This is a genomic window from Aeromonas sp. EU05-FHT14A05, assembly GCF_058791175.1.
Genome location: NZ_JBYTDH010000005.1, coordinates 255,014 through 273,317, shown reverse-complemented (window position 1 = coordinate 273,317; position 18,304 = coordinate 255,014). Strand labels below are relative to the sequence as shown.

Annotated in this window: 5 protein-coding genes; 4 read left to right on the top strand and 1 reads right to left on the bottom strand. The window is 62.8% G+C overall.

Annotated elements, in window-relative coordinates; all coding sequences use genetic code 11:
* Positions 1–41: 41 nt before the first annotated feature.
* Complete coding sequence (locus tag AC3WR3_RS09990; protein WP_492291774.1) at positions 42–13,271, bottom strand: retention module-containing protein; 13,230 nt, start codon at positions 13,269–13,271, stop codon at positions 42–44.
* A 739-nt stretch (positions 13,272–14,010) separates the two neighbouring features.
* Between AC3WR3_RS09990 and nrfA the strand changes: the two genes are divergently transcribed.
* The 4 genes from nrfA (at position 14,011) to nrfD (ending at position 17,998) form a co-directional block, all read left to right on the top strand.
* Positions 14,011–15,453 (top strand): ammonia-forming nitrite reductase cytochrome c552 subunit, encoded by a 1,443-nt coding sequence (gene nrfA / locus AC3WR3_RS09985; protein ID WP_492291773.1) that lies wholly within the window; start codon positions 14,011–14,013, stop codon positions 15,451–15,453.
* Positions 15,454–15,504: 51 nt separating this feature from the next.
* Positions 15,505–16,101, top strand: a complete 597-nt coding sequence (nrfB, locus tag AC3WR3_RS09980; protein WP_492291772.1) for a cytochrome c nitrite reductase pentaheme subunit — start codon at positions 15,505–15,507, stop codon at positions 16,099–16,101.
* Positions 16,098–16,778, top strand: coding sequence for a cytochrome c nitrite reductase Fe-S protein (gene nrfC / locus AC3WR3_RS09975; RefSeq protein ID WP_492291771.1), 681 nt, complete (start codon positions 16,098–16,100; stop codon positions 16,776–16,778). Before nrfB ends, nrfC begins: the two co-directional genes overlap by 4 nt.
* A 266-nt stretch (positions 16,779–17,044) precedes the next feature.
* Positions 17,045–17,998: a cytochrome c nitrite reductase subunit NrfD gene (gene nrfD / locus AC3WR3_RS09970; protein ID WP_492291770.1), complete on the top strand. Its 954-nt coding sequence runs from the start codon at positions 17,045–17,047 to the stop codon at positions 17,996–17,998.
* The last annotated feature ends 306 nt before the right edge of the window (positions 17,999–18,304 follow it).

Here is an 18,304-nt window from a genome sequence, read left to right as displayed (position 1 = left end):
GCAATCGCCGGCTCTTTTCTATGGTGCTGTCTCCCTCAGACTCAGGGGTGCTGGATGATCAGGCTGTGCTGATCCAGCATGGACTGCAGTATGTCGTGAGAGGAGGAGCCGCTCAGGTTCCAGCCGCTCAGATCCACGTCCTTCAGGGTGATCTGCTGGGTCACCTGACCATCCCCCGTCGGAGAGACCGAGAGATTCACATCGCTCAGGCCCGCGCTGCCCGTGGTCACAGACGCAGAGAGGTGGCCCAGCAAGCCATCCACGCTGTTGTCGGTCACCCCCTTGAGCAGATCCGCCAGATCTATCTTGTCCCCCTCCTCCGGGTGGAAGTCGGTGACGGTGTCGATGGCCGGCAAGGCCGCCGTCCCCTCATCGCCGCTGCCCCACACGAAGAGATCGCTGCCCGCACCACCGGTCAGGATGTCGTTGCCCTGACCGCCCCGGAGCATGTCATCCCCCAGGCCGCCCAGTATGCGATCGTCACCGGTGGAGCCGAACAGCCAGTCACTCTGATCCGAGCCCAGCAGATCATGGCCGCTCTGGCTGTGGATATTGAGGGTCTCCTCGGCCGATCTCAGGGTGCTGCCACCCGCGCTGGATTCCGCACTCAGGGTCAGGGCATGATCCCCCGCCGTCAGACCGCTGAGGTAGAGGGGCACGGACTGATCCCCCGGCAGCAGCCAGTCGCCGTTGCTGTCCGCATGGCCCACGCTCTGGCCGTGCTCGTCCACCACCTGGGCCCCCCCCAGATTCTGGATGCGGATGGAGAGTTCGCCGGTTGCCGGGTTGACCACGCTGGCGCTCAGGTTGAGCGGCACCCAGGCCCCTTGCAGGGTATGGATGTCGTGGGTACCCAGGCTGAGCTGGGGATCGTCTGCCTCTGCGGTCACCTGGATGCCAATCTGGGCGCTGTCGGTCAGGACGCCGCCCGACCCGGTATTGCCCTGATCCGAGGTGGTGATGGTCAGGTTGTCCTGTCCCCAGAAGTCCTTGGCCGGCTCGTAATGCAGGTTGCCATTGATGAGGTTGTTAAGATCATCAAGGGAGCCCACCAGGGTGATCTCGCTGGTACCCGCCCCCTGCACCGAGACGGCGCCCGCCGCCCCGAGCAGGGTCAGCACGCCGTGCTCGACCCGCAGCACCATGGACATGGGGGCCGTGCCCGCATCCACGTCCTTCACGCTGATCCCGGAGAGGGACAGTGAACCATCTTCCTTCACCTGCATGGCCCCCGGCACCTGGGTCACAGGGGCATCGTTGACCGCCTCCACCTCGATGGGCAGCACGTCGGTGTCGGCCAGGGCGCCACCGCTGCCGGTGTTGCCCTGATCATTGGTCACCATGGTCAGGGCATCCTGACCATTGAAGTCCTGCTCGCCCTGATAGGTCACGCCCCCCGCCAGCAGGGCATTGATGGCATCTTGCGATCCGCTCAGCACCAGGGTATTGCTGCCGCTGCCGACCACTGTCACCCCGCTGCCATCCGCCAGCACCAGGGTGCCGTGCAGGACCGACAGACGCACCTCCATGGGGCTGCTGCCCGCATCCACGTCTTGTACCTGAAGACCCTTGATGACGAAGGGAGTATCCTCCTGCGCCACCTGAGGGGTGTCTGGCAGCACGTTGACGGGGGCATCGTTGACCGGCTGCACCTCGATGGGCAGCACGTCGGTGTCACTCAGGGCACCGCCGCTGCCGGTGTTGCCATTGTCATTGGTGACCATGGTCAGGTTGTCGTTGCCGTGATAGTCGGTGTTGCCCTGATAGGTCACACCACCGGAGAGCAAGGCGTTGAGATCCGCCAGAGTGCCGGTCAGCACCAGAGATCCGGTGCCGTTGCCGGTCACTGTCACGCCGCTCCCTGCCGGCAGGTTGAGGGTGCCGTGCTCCACCGACAGACGCACCTCCATGGTGCCGCTGCCCGCGTCCACATCCTTCACCTGCAATCCCTGGATGACGAAGGGCTTGTCCTCCTGCGCCACCTGAGGATCCGTTGGCAGCACGTTGATGGGGGCGTCGTTGACCGGGCTCACCTCCACCTGGATGGCGCCGTTGACTTCTGGGCCGAGGGCGCCGTTGTCGAAACTCTGGGCCGTCACCTTGAGATCCAGGGTGCCATTGGCATCGTTGGTCACCAGCTCCACGGCAGCCAGCTTGGTGCCATCCGTGGTGACCTGCCAGACGCCGCCGCCCAGATCCACTACTGTGCCATTGACCCCGTTTGGCAGGCGAATTTCGGCGCCATCGGGTACCCCTTCGATGGTGACTCGCACCTGCTCGGGGCCATTCTCATGGACATTGCTGGCGCTGCCGCCGGTGGCCTGGGTGTCCTTGGTCTCCAGCCCCAGGTTCAGGGTGATCACATCCCCCTCGGTGCCGCTCGCCTTGTCTTGAATGTCGGTGATGATGGGATCCCCCACCGGGTTGACGGTGACGGTGAAGCTGCCCTTGGTCTCGAGAGGCAGGGTCAGCCCCTTGTCCAGGGTGAAGGCGCTCAGGGTGAGCTCCACGCTGCCGCTGAAGTCTGCCGGCGGGATCAGGGTCAGCTTGGAGAAATCTGTGCCCACCGGCACCTGCCAGACGCCGCCGCCGTTGTTGACCGCCGGAGCCGACAGGGTGAAGCCGTCCGGCACGCCCTTGATCTGCAGCGCCACTATCTGCTCGGAGCCATCATTGTCGATCAGGGTCGCGCCCAGCCCGCCGAGGTTGACGCTGCCATCCTCGTTGCCGCTCACATCCTTCACCGTAAGCTGGGCCGGATCGTTGACCGGCAGCACCTCGAAGCTGGCATTGCCGCTCCAACTGCCGCGATCCGTCCCCGTGGTGGCGGTGTCCAGAATGTCCACCTTGATCTCCAGGGGGACCTGACCGCTGAAGTGCTGCTTAGGCTTAAACACCAGATCCTTGAGGCCGTTGGCATCCACCACCAGCGACTGGACGGGATTATTGTTGCCATCGAGGAAATGGCCATACTGGGCATCGACGGTCACAGTGACCTTCTCCACCGTCTCCAGGCCGCCATTGGCCACCGAGGGGCTGATGTCCGCCAGCTTGACCGAGAGATCGAGGTGGATCTTGGTGTCTTCCAGGTTATCCGGCTGGCCGTCGCCGTTCACATCCTTCACCTGCAGGTGCAGCTCGGGCTGACCATCGGCGCCGCCCTTGATGTCCACCTCGGGGGTGATGGATAGGGTGATATCCGCATTCGCCTGCTTGGTATTGCCACTCACGGTATCCGTATTCACCAGAAGCACATGCAGGGTCAAATCCTTGCCAGCATAGTCTTCCGGCAGGGAAAGCGTCAGCTTGTCGAGATCGCCGAGGCCATTTGGCAGCTTGATCAAATACTCGTTGTTGACGAAGTCGAAGGTGAGCCCCTGCACGTTGACGCCGGGGGGCAAGCCCGTGATGACGATGCTGAGCTCGTCATCCCCGATATCTGCCGTACCCAGGGTCACCATGTTCTTGAGCTGGGTACCGAAGTTGACGCTGTGATCCTCCACCCCTGTGATGGGGGCGCTGTTGTCAAAATCGACATCGGCGGCCACCTGGCCCGAGTGGGTCGCGTCTTTGAACTCGGCGCTAGCGGTGAGCTCCCGATAAGCCGGCGCGCTCACATCCCCTTCGTTGTTGTCGCCAAGATCGATCACCCTGGCGCTGACCTTGAAGGTGACTGTGCCCTTGTAGTCATCCGGCGAGCGCAGGGAGAAGCTCCCGAGGGCACTGTTCGGCACTGTCCAGTTGCCCTGGCCATCGTTGATCCCCCCCACCACCACGAAGCCGGGCGGCAGATCGCTGATCACCAGATAGTCGATGGTCTCGACGCTGCTGGGATCCAGATCCTCGAACACGAAGACGCCATTGAGCGGAATATCGTGCCCGTCCAGGCTCTCCAGCGCGCCGCCAATCTGTACCAGATTGCCATCGGGTTCGACCACGGCCTGGATATCCACATGCAGCTGACCATTGACCTCTTTGCTGACTACAACATTGGAGTCCACATCCTTCTGAGTCACGGTCACATGGCTCTGGATAGTGGTGTCCCTGTCGCTGTCCTCCGGTCCCTTCACCAGCAGCTGACCGCCGCCGAGCAGGCTCTTCAGATCAGCGTCACTCAACGCCACCGCACCGCCGTTCACGGTGAGCTGGGTCTCAACCCCACCTACGCGGATCCAGATCTCGTAGCCTGGCTCTATGCCGGAGAGGCTGAGGTGAGTCACCTTTTCGGCGCCGTCGGTCAGGTCCGGCTGCCAGTCGAGGACGGTGAACTGATCCTCCAGACCCTGGCTGGTCTTGGCATAGTCACCGGCGTCGATCACCGGCTCCACCTTGATGGTGAGCGGCACATCGAAGCTCTTGTGATCCCCGTCGTTTTCGGTCACCACCACGTGGCCGATGAGGTGGATGTCGGCGGTGCTGTTGGGGGGCGGCTGGATCTGCAGGTTGCCCAGACTCGAGACGTCGACCTGATAGGTCGGCTTGCCCTGGCCGTCGAGCCCGGCGAAGGTCAGGGTCAGCTCCTTGCCGTTGCCATCGAACACCTTGGCTCCTTCCGGCAAGCCTTCCAGCACCAGGTTGAGGGTTTCGGAACCATCGCCCGTCGTCTCTCCCGACGCCAGTTTGAAGTCCAGTGGCGCCTTGCCATCTTCCCCTATGGTGGTGACATAGCCCTTGCCATCCTGGCTCCAGCCGGTGCTGTCCAGATTGAAGTGAGGCTCATCTACCACCCCCACCAGATCCACATGCAGGTTCTGGCTGCCGGTCACCTTCTCGCTGACCACTGTATGGGTCTGGCCGTTGGCATCGGTCAGGGTGGCGGTGTCTTTCACCACCCCCTGGATGCCGAGATCGAAGTCGACGTTGCTGTCCTTCGGCGGCTCCAGCTTGAGCTCGCCGATACGGGCATAGGGCACCTCGTAATAACCGTTCGCATCCGGGGTGACCGCCACGCCGCCGAGCCAGAGGGTGGCACCGGCGGGCAGGCCGCTAATGCGCACATACATCTGCTCGGAGCCATCTGCGGTATCCCCCAGATGGGCGAGCACTATCTTGCTGCCCAGATCCAGCAGGTTGTCTTCCTTGCCCTGGATGTCGCGCACCGTCAGCTTGGCGTCATCCGCCTGCGGGTTGACGTTGATCACCAGTTCGATGGGATCGCCAAGGGCCGTCTCCTGGCCGGTGACCACGGGGGTTTTCTCCGTGCTGACCGGGGTCACAACGAGCTTGATGTCACCACTGTAGTCCTTGCCGGGCACCACGGTGATCTTGTTGATCTCCCCCGCAGAGACGGTCACCAGGCCGTTTGCATCGGGTGTGAGCACCTTGCCGTTCAGGGTCAGGCTGCCCTCGCCGGACGCCCACTTGATCTGGTAGCTCAACGTCTCGGAGCCATCGGTATCCGTCAGGTTGGCCTGCACATTGAGGGCGATACCGGTACTGTCCTCGTTCGTGCTGTAGTGCTGGTGGGTGCTTGCCCCATCCCAGAGCGGCTTGTCGGCAATGCCCTGCACAGTGATATCCAGGTTGCCGGTCAGCACCGGGGGTTTGCTCCCCTCGGTGACGCCGACCTGCAGCTGCACCGGGAAGCGCAGCGGATTGCCGCCATCGTTGTAGCTCGAGTAGTCGTGATCGGGCACAAAGGTCACGCCCTTGAGTTCAAACTTGTCGTTGGTACCGACAACGGCTTGCATCGCCGCTGGCGGCACCTGGTACCAGGTCTTGCCACCCTGAGTCACCGTCGTGAGCGCAACTCCGTTGTAGTAGAAGGTGCCCTGGGCATTGGCCGGCGCCTGGATAAGCAACTTCTCGACAAACTCGCCCCGATCGTAGTCGCCTATGTCCAGATCCATGGTGATGGGAATGCCATGAGTGGGGTCACTGGCCCCCGCATCCTCGGCACCGGTGACGGCGCTGACGCTGAGCTTGCCCGCCTCGTCCCTGATGGTCAGGGTCAGGACCCCGTCATCGGTATCCCCATCCCCATCCACCAGGTGGAAGTCGACCTTCTGCACCAGGGTGTTGTTGCTGTGATTTATGTCCGCCTTGGCGGTGAAGCTGTATTTCCCCTCGGCGTTGATCACCAGGGTGCCTATGGTCTGCCCAGTGCTGTCTGTGACCGTAATGGTGGTGTCGCCCTTGGCGGCGATGGGGTGCGGGGTGCCATTGATGGTGACCGACCTCACCACGGCATCGTCAGCACCTTCATTGGCGGTGGCCAGCAGATCGCCGCTCACTTTCGCACCCTGATCCAGGGCTTTGCTGGCATCGACGGCCACCGGCACATCGTCCTGCACGCTGACGTGCCCTATCACCTCGGCGCTGAGATCCCCATCGCTGTCCAGGGCCTGCAACGGCAGCTGGATATCCAGCAGATCCTTGCCCTGAGCACTGTGGTCCAGGTTGCCGGTCAGCTCGAAGGTATAGCGGCCGGAGACATCCAGGGTCAGCTTGAAGATGAGCTTGCCCCCGCTGTCCTTGCCGAGATAGACACCCGGCTGGCTGTCGGCGCTGAGGGTCACCGCCTTGCCCCCTGAGCTGAGCGTGTTCAAGGCATTGAAGCGGGCCACATCCAGTTGCAGGGCGGCAACCCGGTCGCTCCCAGCGGCGATCGTCACCTGGCCGACGGCGATCTCCCCCGTCCCGGACGGGCTGGTGCCGACGTGCTGACCACTGCCACCATTGAGATCCGACTCCTTGACGGTGACGCTCCCGATGGAGGTGATCACCGGATTGGCCGCATCGGTGATCACTGCCGTGGTGTTACCGGTGATCACCGAGCCGTCGCTGTCGGTCACCTGCACCGGCAGGGTCAGGTTCAGCTTGTCGTCTGCGCCGTGATCCAGGTTGGTGTGCACGGTGATCTGGTAATCCAGGGTCGCGTCGGTATGCGCCTCAATGCGGCCCGGCACGCTCGGCAGGGTCACGCTGAGCACCAGGGTGCCGCTCGCGGTCATCCCCTGGAAGCTGTGGCCGTTGCTGCCCGGCACCTCCTGCCAGATCAGGGTCTCGCCGTTGTGGGTGATGGCCTTGCCGCTGGCGTCCAGCACCTGACCGGAGAGAGTCAGGCGCACGTCCACCACGGGATCCGAATCCGCCTTGATGGTGAGGGTACCGGTGGCTTGCTGATCGTCCGCGGTCTGGTTGCTCGCGGCCCCATCGAAGCGCCCCTCGGTCAGGGTGACGCCGGTGAGGCTGAGGGTCGGCTTGTCCCCTTCCGAAATGCTGATGTTGAGGGTGCCCGAGGTGCTGTCGTTGTTGCCCGCCCCCTTGTCGCTGTCGACGACATTGATCTTGAACGGCAGCTCGGTGCTGCTGCCATTGGCCTGGTGTACCCCCTCGAACAGGGTCACCTTGTAGTCGAAGCCGTTGCTGGCGGCGTTGTCGAGCTTGCCGCTGATCTCCACCTGCAACACCTCGACCCGCACCCCGTTCACTTCCACATAGCCCTTGAGGATCTGGTTGCCCGGGATGGCGGCATCGCCGTCCACCAGTTCGTATTTCACGCTCTGGCCCAGTGCGGTCAGGGCCGGCTGCTCGTTCACATTCGCAAAGGAGACCTCGCTCACCCGATCCGAGCCAGCGTCCACGGTGAAGTGACCGGTGCCGGTCAGGGTATTGCTGCCATTGAGGTTGCCTTCATCCAGGCTCACCCCGCTACCCGCCACGAAGCCAGGCGCATTGCCATCCTTGATGGTGAGCGGCAAGTCGGTGGAGACCCTGTCCCCGTCCTTGTCGGTCAGGGTCACGGTGAGCGGCAGCTCCAGAGACTCGCTACCCTGGTGATCCAGCTCGGCGCTCAAGACAACCTTGGCCGTGACGCTCCAGTTGCCCTTGTTGTCCACCAGATCCAGCTCGGCCCTCAGCACCTCGCGGCCATCCGCGCTGGTACCCACCAGATCCCCATTGGCATCCAGGGTGAAGGTGACCGGGCTGCCGTGGCTGCTGTATTTGCCGTCTAGGCTCTGCTGGATGGCGTTGATATCGAACTTGAGGCTGTCGGGGGCCAGGGCATCGGAGCCGTGACTCACGGTGAAGCTCATGTGGCTGACCACATCCTTCGCCCCCTGGTTGGCCTCGGTCATGGCGGTGCCGGTCACGGCACTGATCACCGGGTTGGCGCCATCGCCGATGGTGACGCTCAGGGTGGAAGAGACTTTGTCTCCATCGCTATCTGTGAGGGTGAAGCCTGCCTTCAGCAGGCTGTCGGCACTGCCCTGATCCAGCGGCTGGTTCAGGGTGAAGACGTAGTGCCCTTTCTGATCCAGCGTCAGGGTAAACACATTCTGGCCGTTGACGCTGCCGCTGATGCTGTTGCCGCTGATGCTGATGACAACGGGTTGGCCGCCGCTGGTGAGCCCCTGCAGGGCCGGTTGGCTGGCATCGAAGCTGATATTAACCAGAGGATCGGTGCCGGCGGTGATATCGAGATCCCCGGTCAGGGTCTGACCGGCGCTCCAGTCGCTGTCTTCCACCAGGGTCAGGGAAACGGGGTCGACCTGAGGCAAGGCGCCGTCGGTGATCTGGATATTGAGGGTGCCGAGGTTGCTCTTGTCGCCGTCAAAATCGGTGCCCTGTACCTGCAGTCCCAGGTTGACGCTGTTGGTGCCCACAGGTTGATCCAGCACGCCATCGAGCTTCACATGGTACTTGCCGTCCAGATCCAGGGTCACGGTCAGCACCGTCTTGCCGCCCGCATCCAGCAGGGTGATCTGGTTGCCATTGACCTGATAGCTGGTCGGCTTGCCGCCGCTGGTGAGGCCATCCAGGGCAGGCTGGTTTGCCTCAAAGTTCAGGGACACCAGGCGATCGCTGCCCACATTGACCGGCAGCTGGCCATCCAGGGAGTGGCTGGCGCCCCCCTCCTGCAGAGTTACACCCGTGTCGATGCCGAGGCTCGGATCGACCGCATCTATGATCACTGCCGTGGTGTTGCCGGTGATCACAGAGCCGTCGCTGTCGGTCACCTGCACCGGCAGGGTCAGGTTCAGCCTGTCGTCGGCGCCGTGATCCAGGTTGGTGTGCACGGTGATCTGGTAATCCAGGGTCGCCGAGCTGTGGGCCGCTATGCTGCCCGGCACACTCGGCAGGGTGACAGTCAACACCAGGGTGCCGCTCGCGGTCATCCCCTGGAAGCTGTGGCCGTTGCTGCCCGGCACCTCCTGCCAGATCAGGGTCTCGCCGTTGTGGGTGATGGGCTTGCCGCTGGCATCCAGTACCTGACCACTCAGGGTCAGGCGCACGTCCACCACGGGATCCGAATCCGCCTTGATGGTCAGGGTGCCGGTGGCCTGCTGGTCATCACTTGTCTGGTTGTTCGCGGCCCCATCGAAGCGCCCCTCGGTCAGGCTGACGCCGGTGAGGCTGAGGGTCGGCTTGTCCCCTTCCGCGATGCTGATGTTGAGGGTGCCCGAGGTACTGTCGTTGTTGCCGGAACCCTTGTCGCTGTCGACGACATTGATCTTGAATGGCAGCTCGGTGCTGCTGCCATTGGCCTGGTGTACCCCCTCGAACAGGGTCACCTTGTAGTCAAACCCGTTGCTGGCTGCGTTGTCGAGCTTGCCGCTGATTTCGACCTGCAGCACCTCGACCCGCGCCCCGTTCACTTCCACATAGCCCTTGAGGATCTGGTTGCCCGGGATGCTGGCATCGCCGTCCACCAGTTCGTATTTGACGCTCTGGCCCAGCGCAGTCAGGGCCGGCTGCTCGTTCACATCCGCAAAGGAGACCTCGCTCACCCGATCCGAGCCAGCGTCCACGGTGAAGTGGCCGGTGCCGGTCAGGGTATTGCTGCCATTGAGGTTGCCCTCATCCAGGCTCACCCCGCTGCCCGCCACGAAGCCGGGCGCATTGCCATCCTTGATGGTGAGCGGCAAGTCGGTGGAGACCCTGTCCCCATCCTTGTCGGTCAGGGTTACGGTCAGCGGCAGGTCGAGGGACTCGCTGCCCTGGTGATCCAGCTCGCCGCTCAAGGTCACCTTGGTGGTGACACTCCAGTTGCCGTTGTTGTCCACGAGATCCAGCTCGGCGCGCAGCACCTCGCGGCCGTCCGCGCTGGTGCCCACCAGATCCCCGTTAGCGTCCAGGGTGAAGATGACCGGGCTGCCGTGGCTGCTGTACTTGCCGTTCAGGCTGCCTTGAATGGCCGCAATATCGAATTTGAGGCTGTCGGGGGACAGGGCATCCGAGCCGTGGTTCACGGTGAAGCTCATATTGCTCACCACGGCGGCGTCGCCCTGGTTGGCCTCGGTCAGGCTGGTGCCGGTCACGGCGCTGATCACCGGATTGGCGCCGTCCCCGATGGTGACGCTCAGGGTGGAGGAAACTTTGTCTCCATCGGAATCGGTCAGGGTAAAGCCCGCCTTCAGCAGGCTGTTCGCCGCGCCCTGATCCAGCGGCTGGTTCAGGGTGAAGACGTAGTGACCTTTCTGATCCAGCGTCAGGGTGAACACATTCTGGCCGTTGACGCTGCCGCTGATGCTGTTGCCGCCGATGCTGATGACAACGGGTTGGCCGCCGCTGGTAAGCCCCTGCAGGGCCGGCTGGTTGGCATCGAAACTGATGCTGGCAAGGGGGTCGCTGCCAGCGGTGATATCGAGATCCCCGGTCAGGGTCTGGCCCAGCTGCCAGTCGCTGTCTTCGGTGAGAGTCAGGGAAACAGGGTCAACCTGGGGCAAGGCGCCGTCGGTGATCTGGATATTGAGGGTGCCGAGATTGCTCTTGTCGCCGTCAAAATCGGTGCCCTGTACCTGCAGTCCCAGGTTGACGCTGTTGGTGCCCACAGGTTGATCCAGCACGCCGTCGAGCTTCACATGGTACTTGCCGTCCAGATCCAGGGTCACGGTCAACACCGTCTTGCCGTTCGCATCCAGCAGGGTGATCTGGTTGCCATTGACCTGATAGCTGGTCGGCTTGCCGCCGCTGGTGAGACCATCCAGGGCGGGCTGGCTTGCCTCGAAGTTCAGGGACACCAGGCGATCGCTGCCCACATTGACCGGCAGCTGGCCATCCAGGGAGTGACTGGCGCCCCCTTCCTGCAGGCTGATGCCGCTGTCGATGCCGAGGCTCGGATCCACGCCGTCGTTGATGGAGACCACCAGATCGGCGCGGGTCTCGTCACCGTCGATCTCCTTGGCCGAGACGGTGAGCCCCAGGGAAAGGTTGTCGCTGCCCTGATGATCCAGAGGCCCATTGAGGGAAACGGTCACCTTGCCGTCGATGTCGCTGCCAGACTGGCTGGCGTCCAGCTCGGCCTTGATCACGTCAATGCGATTGCCCTGATCATCGATGTAAAAACCGGTGAGCAGGCGATCGCTGCCGAACTCAAAAGTCAGCACATGACCATCGCTGCTGAGCCCGCTGCCGTTGAGACGAGCAAGCGTCGCGGCCTGATCGGCAAAGGCAAGGGAGTCCGCCAGCAGGGGATCGGCCTGGTGGCCCACCACGAACTCGCTCTGGCCCACCACGGCGCCCTGCTGGGTGAAGCCGTCTTCCGTGAGCGAGATGGGGGCTATGGTGAAGTCCGGCGGCGTGCTGTCCACCAGCTTGACGGTGAGATTGGCACTCACCAGATCCCCGTCGCTGTCGCGGTATTCGAGGGAGAACGGCAGGCTCTGGCTGTCCTGGCCGTGATCCAGACTCTGGTTCCAGACGATGCGATAGCTGCCGTCATTGGCCAGGGTCAGGGTGAAGACGGTGACGCCCCCCGCGCTCGCGGTCAGGGTCTGGCCGCTGATCTGGTAGCCGAGGGCCGCGCCCTGGCTGGTGAGGCCGAGCTGCTCGAGGGCGCTCTGATCGGCGCCGAAACTCACCTGCAGGTTGCCATCCAGACCCGCCCCCGTGTGCAGGGAGCCGGTGGCGCTCACCGGGCCCTTGGCCAGATCCGCCTCGGACAGGGTCAGGGTATCGCTCTGGCCGATGAGGGGGGCGCCGTCGATCACCCGGTTTCCCGCCAGATCCGTCACCTCGGCGCGTACCTCGAAGGGGCCTTGAATGCCGGAGAGATCCAGGCCATTGAGCTGCCAGCGGCCGTCGCTCTCCACCAGGGCGCTGCCGCTATAGAGGGTCTGGCCGTTCTGGCCGATGAGGGTGATGGTGACGCGCTGGCCAGCTTCCACCTCTGTGGTGCTGCCGCTCAGGGTGACATTGCCCTGGCCCAGCAGGCTCTGGGTGTCGAGATCGTCGATGTCGATGCCAGCACGGGTGTCGACGGTGACGGTCAGGGTGTCGCTGGCCCGGTTACCGGCGATGTCCACAGAATCGACGCGAAAATCATAGGCACCATCGGCCAGGGTAGTGGGGATCTGGTATTGCCAGTTGCCGTTGCCATCCACGGTGAGCACGGTCAGCACATTGCCGCCGAGGCTCAGGGTGACGGTGGCACCGGGCTCTCCCTTCCCTTGCAGCAGCGGCGTGGTGTCGCGGGTCAGATCGTCCACCTGGCTGGCGCCGGTGTCGCTCTCGTCGGTGAGATCCAGCGTGATGGTGGTGATGGTGTCGAGCAGGGTCTGACCGGTGTCGCTGGCCCGGTTGCCGGCCGCATCCTGGGTATCGGCCACTATGGTGAGCGGGCCGTCCACCAGCTTGCCGGTGACGTCGCCGAAGTTTGCCTCCCAGACGAAGCCCGGCAGCACCACTGTGGTGGTGGTCAGGCGATTGCCATCCTGATCGATCAGGGTGACGGTCACCGTCTGGCCCACCTCCACGTCCTCGACAAAGCCGCGAATGATGACGCCGGCCGCCTCGTCGGCGTTGATGATGTTGTCGTCGGTCTGGGGTTCGGTGATGGTGATGGCCGCCAGGAGATCCTGATCTTCCGAATAGAGCAGCTCGTCCCCCGGCTGGGCGCCCTGATGATCGGTGTCAAAGCCGGACTGCGCCAGGGTATATTCGCTGTTGAGATCCACCACCACGAAGCCGCCGGCGCTGGAGCCGACCACTCCGCCACCCGTGGCGGCTGCCGCGTTACCGGCCGCGGTCTCTTCAAACAACTCGGTCGGGTCGGCCCCCTGACGGATGGCCTCCTGCAGGCTGGCCAGCTCGGGATCCATGGCCACGTTCGGTTCTGCCTGCGCCAGCTCGGACTGGTCGGCGTCCGGGGTCTTCGCAGGATCGGCCAGTTCGAAGCGCCCGTCCCCTTCGGTGAGCAGGCGCATGCCCGGCAGCAGCTGCATCCCCAGAGTGGCGCGGTGCAAGGAGCCATCGGCATCCATCACAAGCACGGTGCCCTCCACCTGGGTAACAAGAGTCGGTTTCTCTATTCGCAGCTCAGCCATACATCCTCCAACGGGTAAACACAGACAGCCCAGACCCACAAGGGTACAGGACGTCACCGTGACAGGCGGCTATTTTACCGCCTCTGTCGACACAGATCCCTTCGCCATTTTCGAAAATATCGAAAGTAAATGCCGTAAACCTTCCTATTAAATTCAATAAAGTGCTGCCATTCACGGGATATCTCGGGATAGATACCCTTTTTCACGCCTCAGATGAAAAACATGGCTCTCCTGGTACCCATCCATACGACAACTCCTGACCTGCGCGCCCCCGGCCAGGCTTTCCCACTATTTCACCAGGGGAAGGTGAGTCCTCCATCCCCAGCAGAAACAAAGAATAAATATTCATTTTTACTTGACAGAAGCTCAGGCCAAAGAGGCCATTCCCCTGCTCTTCCCCCCTTTGGCACGCCCCTGCTTCCCCGAGGCGCCGGCCAGCCGCAGCAGATCACCATGGATGAGGTGACGGGGATAACCACCAGATTGGGCTCAATAATTCAACCTGGATCTCACTTTTTGCATTAGCCCCCCATGCCAATTGATCTAGCGCAACTCCCACAGGGATAAATGATTATCCATTTTACCCATTTGGTATTATCCCCCCGAGCAAATGCATAAAAAACATTTTATATGCAGTCATAACAATTAATCGGCCTGCCATGCCCATAACCATGGGCACAGATGTCCACGCACCAAGATGGAACGGTCAGGCTCGGCATGGACATTTTATCTGGGAGTGATGACCGTGGGTTCACATAACAAGCCATTTCGGCCGGGTCTGGCCGCCCTGCTGCTGACGGCCCTGCTCGGCACCAGCATGCTGGCGCAGGCAGACGAGGCCGCCCCCGAGGGCAAGATAGAGGCGCGCAGCGAGCTGTTCGCCAAGGATCACGCCGATCAGTTCAGCAGCTGGAAAGGCACCAGCGAGAGCCGGGAGCGCACCGACGCCCTGGCGGAAGATCCGCAGATGGTGGTGCTCTGGGCCGGCTACCCCTTCTCCAAGGATTACAACAAGCCGCGCGGCCACTTCTATGCGCTGACCGACGTGCGGGAAACCCTGCGTACCGGCGCCCCCAAGACCGCCGAAGACGGTCCGCTGCCCATGGCCTGCTGGAGCTGCAAAGGCCCGGACGTGGCCCGCGTCATCGACGAGAAGGGTGAGGATGGCTACTTCAAGGGGATGTGGGCAAAAGGCGGGCCCGAAATCGTCAACACCATAGGCTGCGCCGACTGCCACGACACCGCCTCGAAAGAGTTCAAGGAGGGCAAGCCTGCCCTGCACCTCTCCCGTCCCTATGCCGATCGCGCCATGACCGCCATCGGCAAGCCGTTCAAGGAGCAGGGGCGCTTCGATCAGCAGTCCCAGGTGTGCGGCCAGTGCCACGTGGAGTACTACTTCAATGGCCCCACCAAGGCGGTGAAATTCCCCTGGGACAAGGGCACCACGGTAGAGCAGATGGAGCAGTATTACGATGAAATCGGCTTTGCCGACTGGACCCACGCCCTCTCCAAAACCCCCATGCTCAAAGCCCAGCATCCGGAATACGAGACCTGGCGCGCCGGCATTCACGGCCAGAACAATGTCGCCTGCGTCGACTGCCACATGCCCAAGGTGCAGAACGAGCAGGGCAAGGTCTACACGGATCACAAGGTGGGCAACCCCTTCGATCGCTTCGAGCAGACCTGCCGCAACTGCCACACCCAGAGCAAGGAAATGCTTCAAGGGGTGGTCAAGCAGCGCAAGGATGCGGTTCACGATCTCAAGCTCAGAGTCGAGAAGCAGCTGGTGCACGCCCACTTTGAAGCCAAGGCCGCCTGGGATGCTGGCGCCACCGAGGCCGAGATGAAGGACATTCAGCAGGACATCCGCCACGCCCAATGGCGCTGGGACTTCTCCATTGCCTCCCACGGGGTGCAGATGCACGCCCCGGAAGTGGCGCTGCGCATGCTGGGCACCGCCCTGGACAAGGCCGCCGATGCCCGCACCAGGCTGGCACGCCTCTTGGCCGCCAAGGGGATAAGCCACGAGATCGCCATTCCTGACATCTCCAGCAAGGAGAAGGCCCAGGCCGCCCTTGGCATGGACATGAAACAGATGAATGCCGACAAGGCCCAGTTCCTCAAGACCACAGTCCCCGCCTGGGATGCCGAGGCCAAAGCGGCCGGACGGCTGGCACAGTAATGGCGCCTGCGAGCCCGGCTAGGCCGGGCTCGCAATGGATGGAGGCTTCCTATGGGTGATTTAACAATGGATTTCTTACGACTGATGCTGATGGCAGCCATGCTGCTGACCAGCCTGCAGGGCCAGGCCGCCGAGGCGACGAGCGCCCCTGCGGCCCTGCCCGCGACACATGACGTGGCGTTCTTGCGCAGCCCCGACAAGGCCTGCACCGACTGCCACAAGGAGCAGAGCGAGGGGATGCACGGCAAGCATGGCCAGGCGACCAACCCCAACAACCTGGCACCGGTGACCTGCACCAACTGCCACGGCCAGCCCTCCCCCCAGCACAGGGAAGGGGTCAAGGACGTGATGCGCTTTAGCGACAGCTTCAACAACAAGCAGAGCACCGGGACCTACCCCATCGCCGAGCAGAACGGGGTCTGCATGAGCTGTCACGAGCCGGGGCCCCTGCGCGAGGCGCTCTGGGCCCACGACGTGCACGCCACCAAACTCAGCTGTACCAGCTGCCACCAGTTGCACCCGGCCAAGGAGCCCATGGCGGGGATAGCGGAAAAATCCCGCATCAAGCTCTGCGTCGACTGCCACAGCAAGCAGCATCAAGCCAAGGCGGTCGGCCTGCAGGTCAATGCGGGCAAGGAGGCACCATGAGCTGCTCTCGTCGTGACTTCATGGCGGGGATGGGCGCGGGGGCCCTCATCATGATGACGGGCCCGGTGCGCGCCGGCACTGCCAGCCTCGCCCACAGCCAGACCATAGACGGAGTGCGCTACGGCATGCTCCATGACGAGACGGCCTGCATCGGCTGCACCGCCTGCATGGATGCCTGCCGGGAGGTGAACAAGGTACCGGAAGGGGTCTCGCGCCTCGAGATCATCCGCTCCGGCCCCATCGGAGAATTTCCCGATGCCGACTACCGCTTCTTTCGCAAGTCCTGCCAGCACTGCGACAACGCCCCCTGCGTACACGTCTGCCCGACCGGTGCCTCCCATATCCGCAAGGAGGATGGCATCGTCGACGTCAACCCAGATCTCTGCGTCGGCTGCATGTATTGTCTGGCCGCCTGCCCCTATCAGGTGCGCTTCATCAACCCTGTGACCAAGGTTGCCGACAAGTGCGACTTTTGCCGCAAGACCAACCTGGCGGCGGGCAAGGAGCCGGCCTGCGTGGCCTCCTGCCCCACCAAGGCACTGGTGTTCGGCAATCTGGATGACCCGGGCAGCCCCATCGCCAAACGGCTGGTGAAGGAGACTACCTATCGCTACAAGCAGGCACTCGGCACCTCGCCCAAGATGTACCGCGTGCCCAAAGGGGAGATAACGTCATGACCATGCAAGCGGCATTTTACTTCCCCTCGCTGATGTGGGGATTTGTCCCATCGCCATCTACCCCGACAATAACCGATGGAGGGAATGACCATGTGGCATGATGCATTTCACTTCTCCTCCCTGGTGTGGGGATATGCCCGATCGCCATCTACTGCAGTAACAGAAGGAGGAATGGATCATGTGGCATGACGCATTTCACTTCCCCTCGCTGGTGTGGGGATTTGTCCGATCGCCATCTACTGCAGTAACAGAAGGAGGAATGGATCATGTGGCATGATGCATTTCACTTTCCCTCGCTGGTGTGGGACTGGCCGATCGCCATCTATCTCTTTCTGCTCGGCATCTCCGCCGGGGCCACCACCCTCTCGGTGCTGCTGCGCCGCCAGGGAGCCGGCAGCGAGAGCGGTATCATCAAGGCGACCGCCCTGCTGGCGCCGGTGAGCGTCGTATTGGGGCTGCTTATCCTCATCTTCCACCTGGCCCGCCCCTGGACCTTCTGGAAGCTGATGTTCCACTACCAGTTCGACTCCGTGATGTCCATGGGGGTCATGCTGTTCCAGGTCTATATGGCGGTGCTGTTCGCCTGGCTGGCGGTGGTGTTTCGGGCCGAGATCGAGACCTTGCGTCGTCACCTGCTGCAAGAGAAGTTCGCCTTTGTGGATGGGCTGATAGGCTTGCTGGCTCGTTTCGAGCGGCTGCTGGCACCGCTGTTGCTGCTGCTCGCCGTGCTGCTGGGGGCCTACACCGGCTTTCTGCTGTCGGCGCTCAAGACCTATCCGCTGTTGAACAACCCGGTACTGCCGGTGCTGTTCCTGGTCTCCGGCGTCAGCTCCGGCATCGCCTCCACCATCTTGCTGGCGGTCACCCTGTTCAAGGAGAGCCATCACAGCCAGGGGGTGAGCTTCGTGCACCGCTTCGAGCGGCCGGTGCTGGCGGTGGAGGTGCTGCTGCTGGTCTGCTTCTTTACCGGCCTCTACTTCGGTGGCGGCCAGAAGGAGATGGCCATGTGGGCCGCCATCGGCGGCGGCTTCTGGGCCCAGGTGTTCTGGGTCGGGGTAGTGGGGATCGGCATGCTGCTGCCCCAGTTGCTGGCCCTGCTGACCCCGGCGCTGCTGCGGGCCAGGAACGGCTATCTGGTGCTGGTCTGCAGCCTGACCCTGGTGGGGATACTGCTGCTACGCTACTTCGTGCTCTACGCCGGCCAGATGACGGTCGTATAACAACCCGTTCACGATCCTGTTGCGAGGCCGTGATCAAGGCTCATGTGCTGCTCGCGTGTTTGCAATTAAGAGCGCTCACGTATCTCTATACGCTCTGGTTCGCGCAGCTCTTTAACGAGCTGCCGACCTCTCACGACGGATCGTGAACCGGTTATTAAAGCTGGGGACCAGCGCCAGCCGCCCTCGGGTGACTGGCGCTGGCTTGTTGCTGGCCCAATGAATTTCTGGTGATGCCACACCCGTTGCTTGGCAATGTTCTCCGCCAAAGGGAGACGATGCGGCCTGTGTGTCATGACATGAATGAGA

Bases quoted from the DNA above. Each gene is read 5' to 3' on its own strand.
- AC3WR3_RS09990 (WP_492291774.1), bottom strand. From the start codon at position 13,271: ATGGCTGAGCTGCGAATAGAGAAACCGACTCTTGTTACCCAGGTGGAG.
- nrfB (WP_492291772.1), top strand. From the start codon at position 15,505: ATGGGTGATTTAACAATGGATTTCTTACGACTGATGCTGATGGCAGCC.
- nrfD (WP_492291770.1), top strand. From the start codon at position 17,045: ATGTGGCATGATGCATTTCACTTTCCCTCGCTGGTGTGGGACTGGCCG.
- nrfC (WP_492291771.1), top strand. From the start codon at position 16,098: ATGAGCTGCTCTCGTCGTGACTTCATGGCGGGGATGGGCGCGGGGGCC.
- nrfA (WP_492291773.1), top strand. From the start codon at position 14,011: ATGACCGTGGGTTCACATAACAAGCCATTTCGGCCGGGTCTGGCCGCC.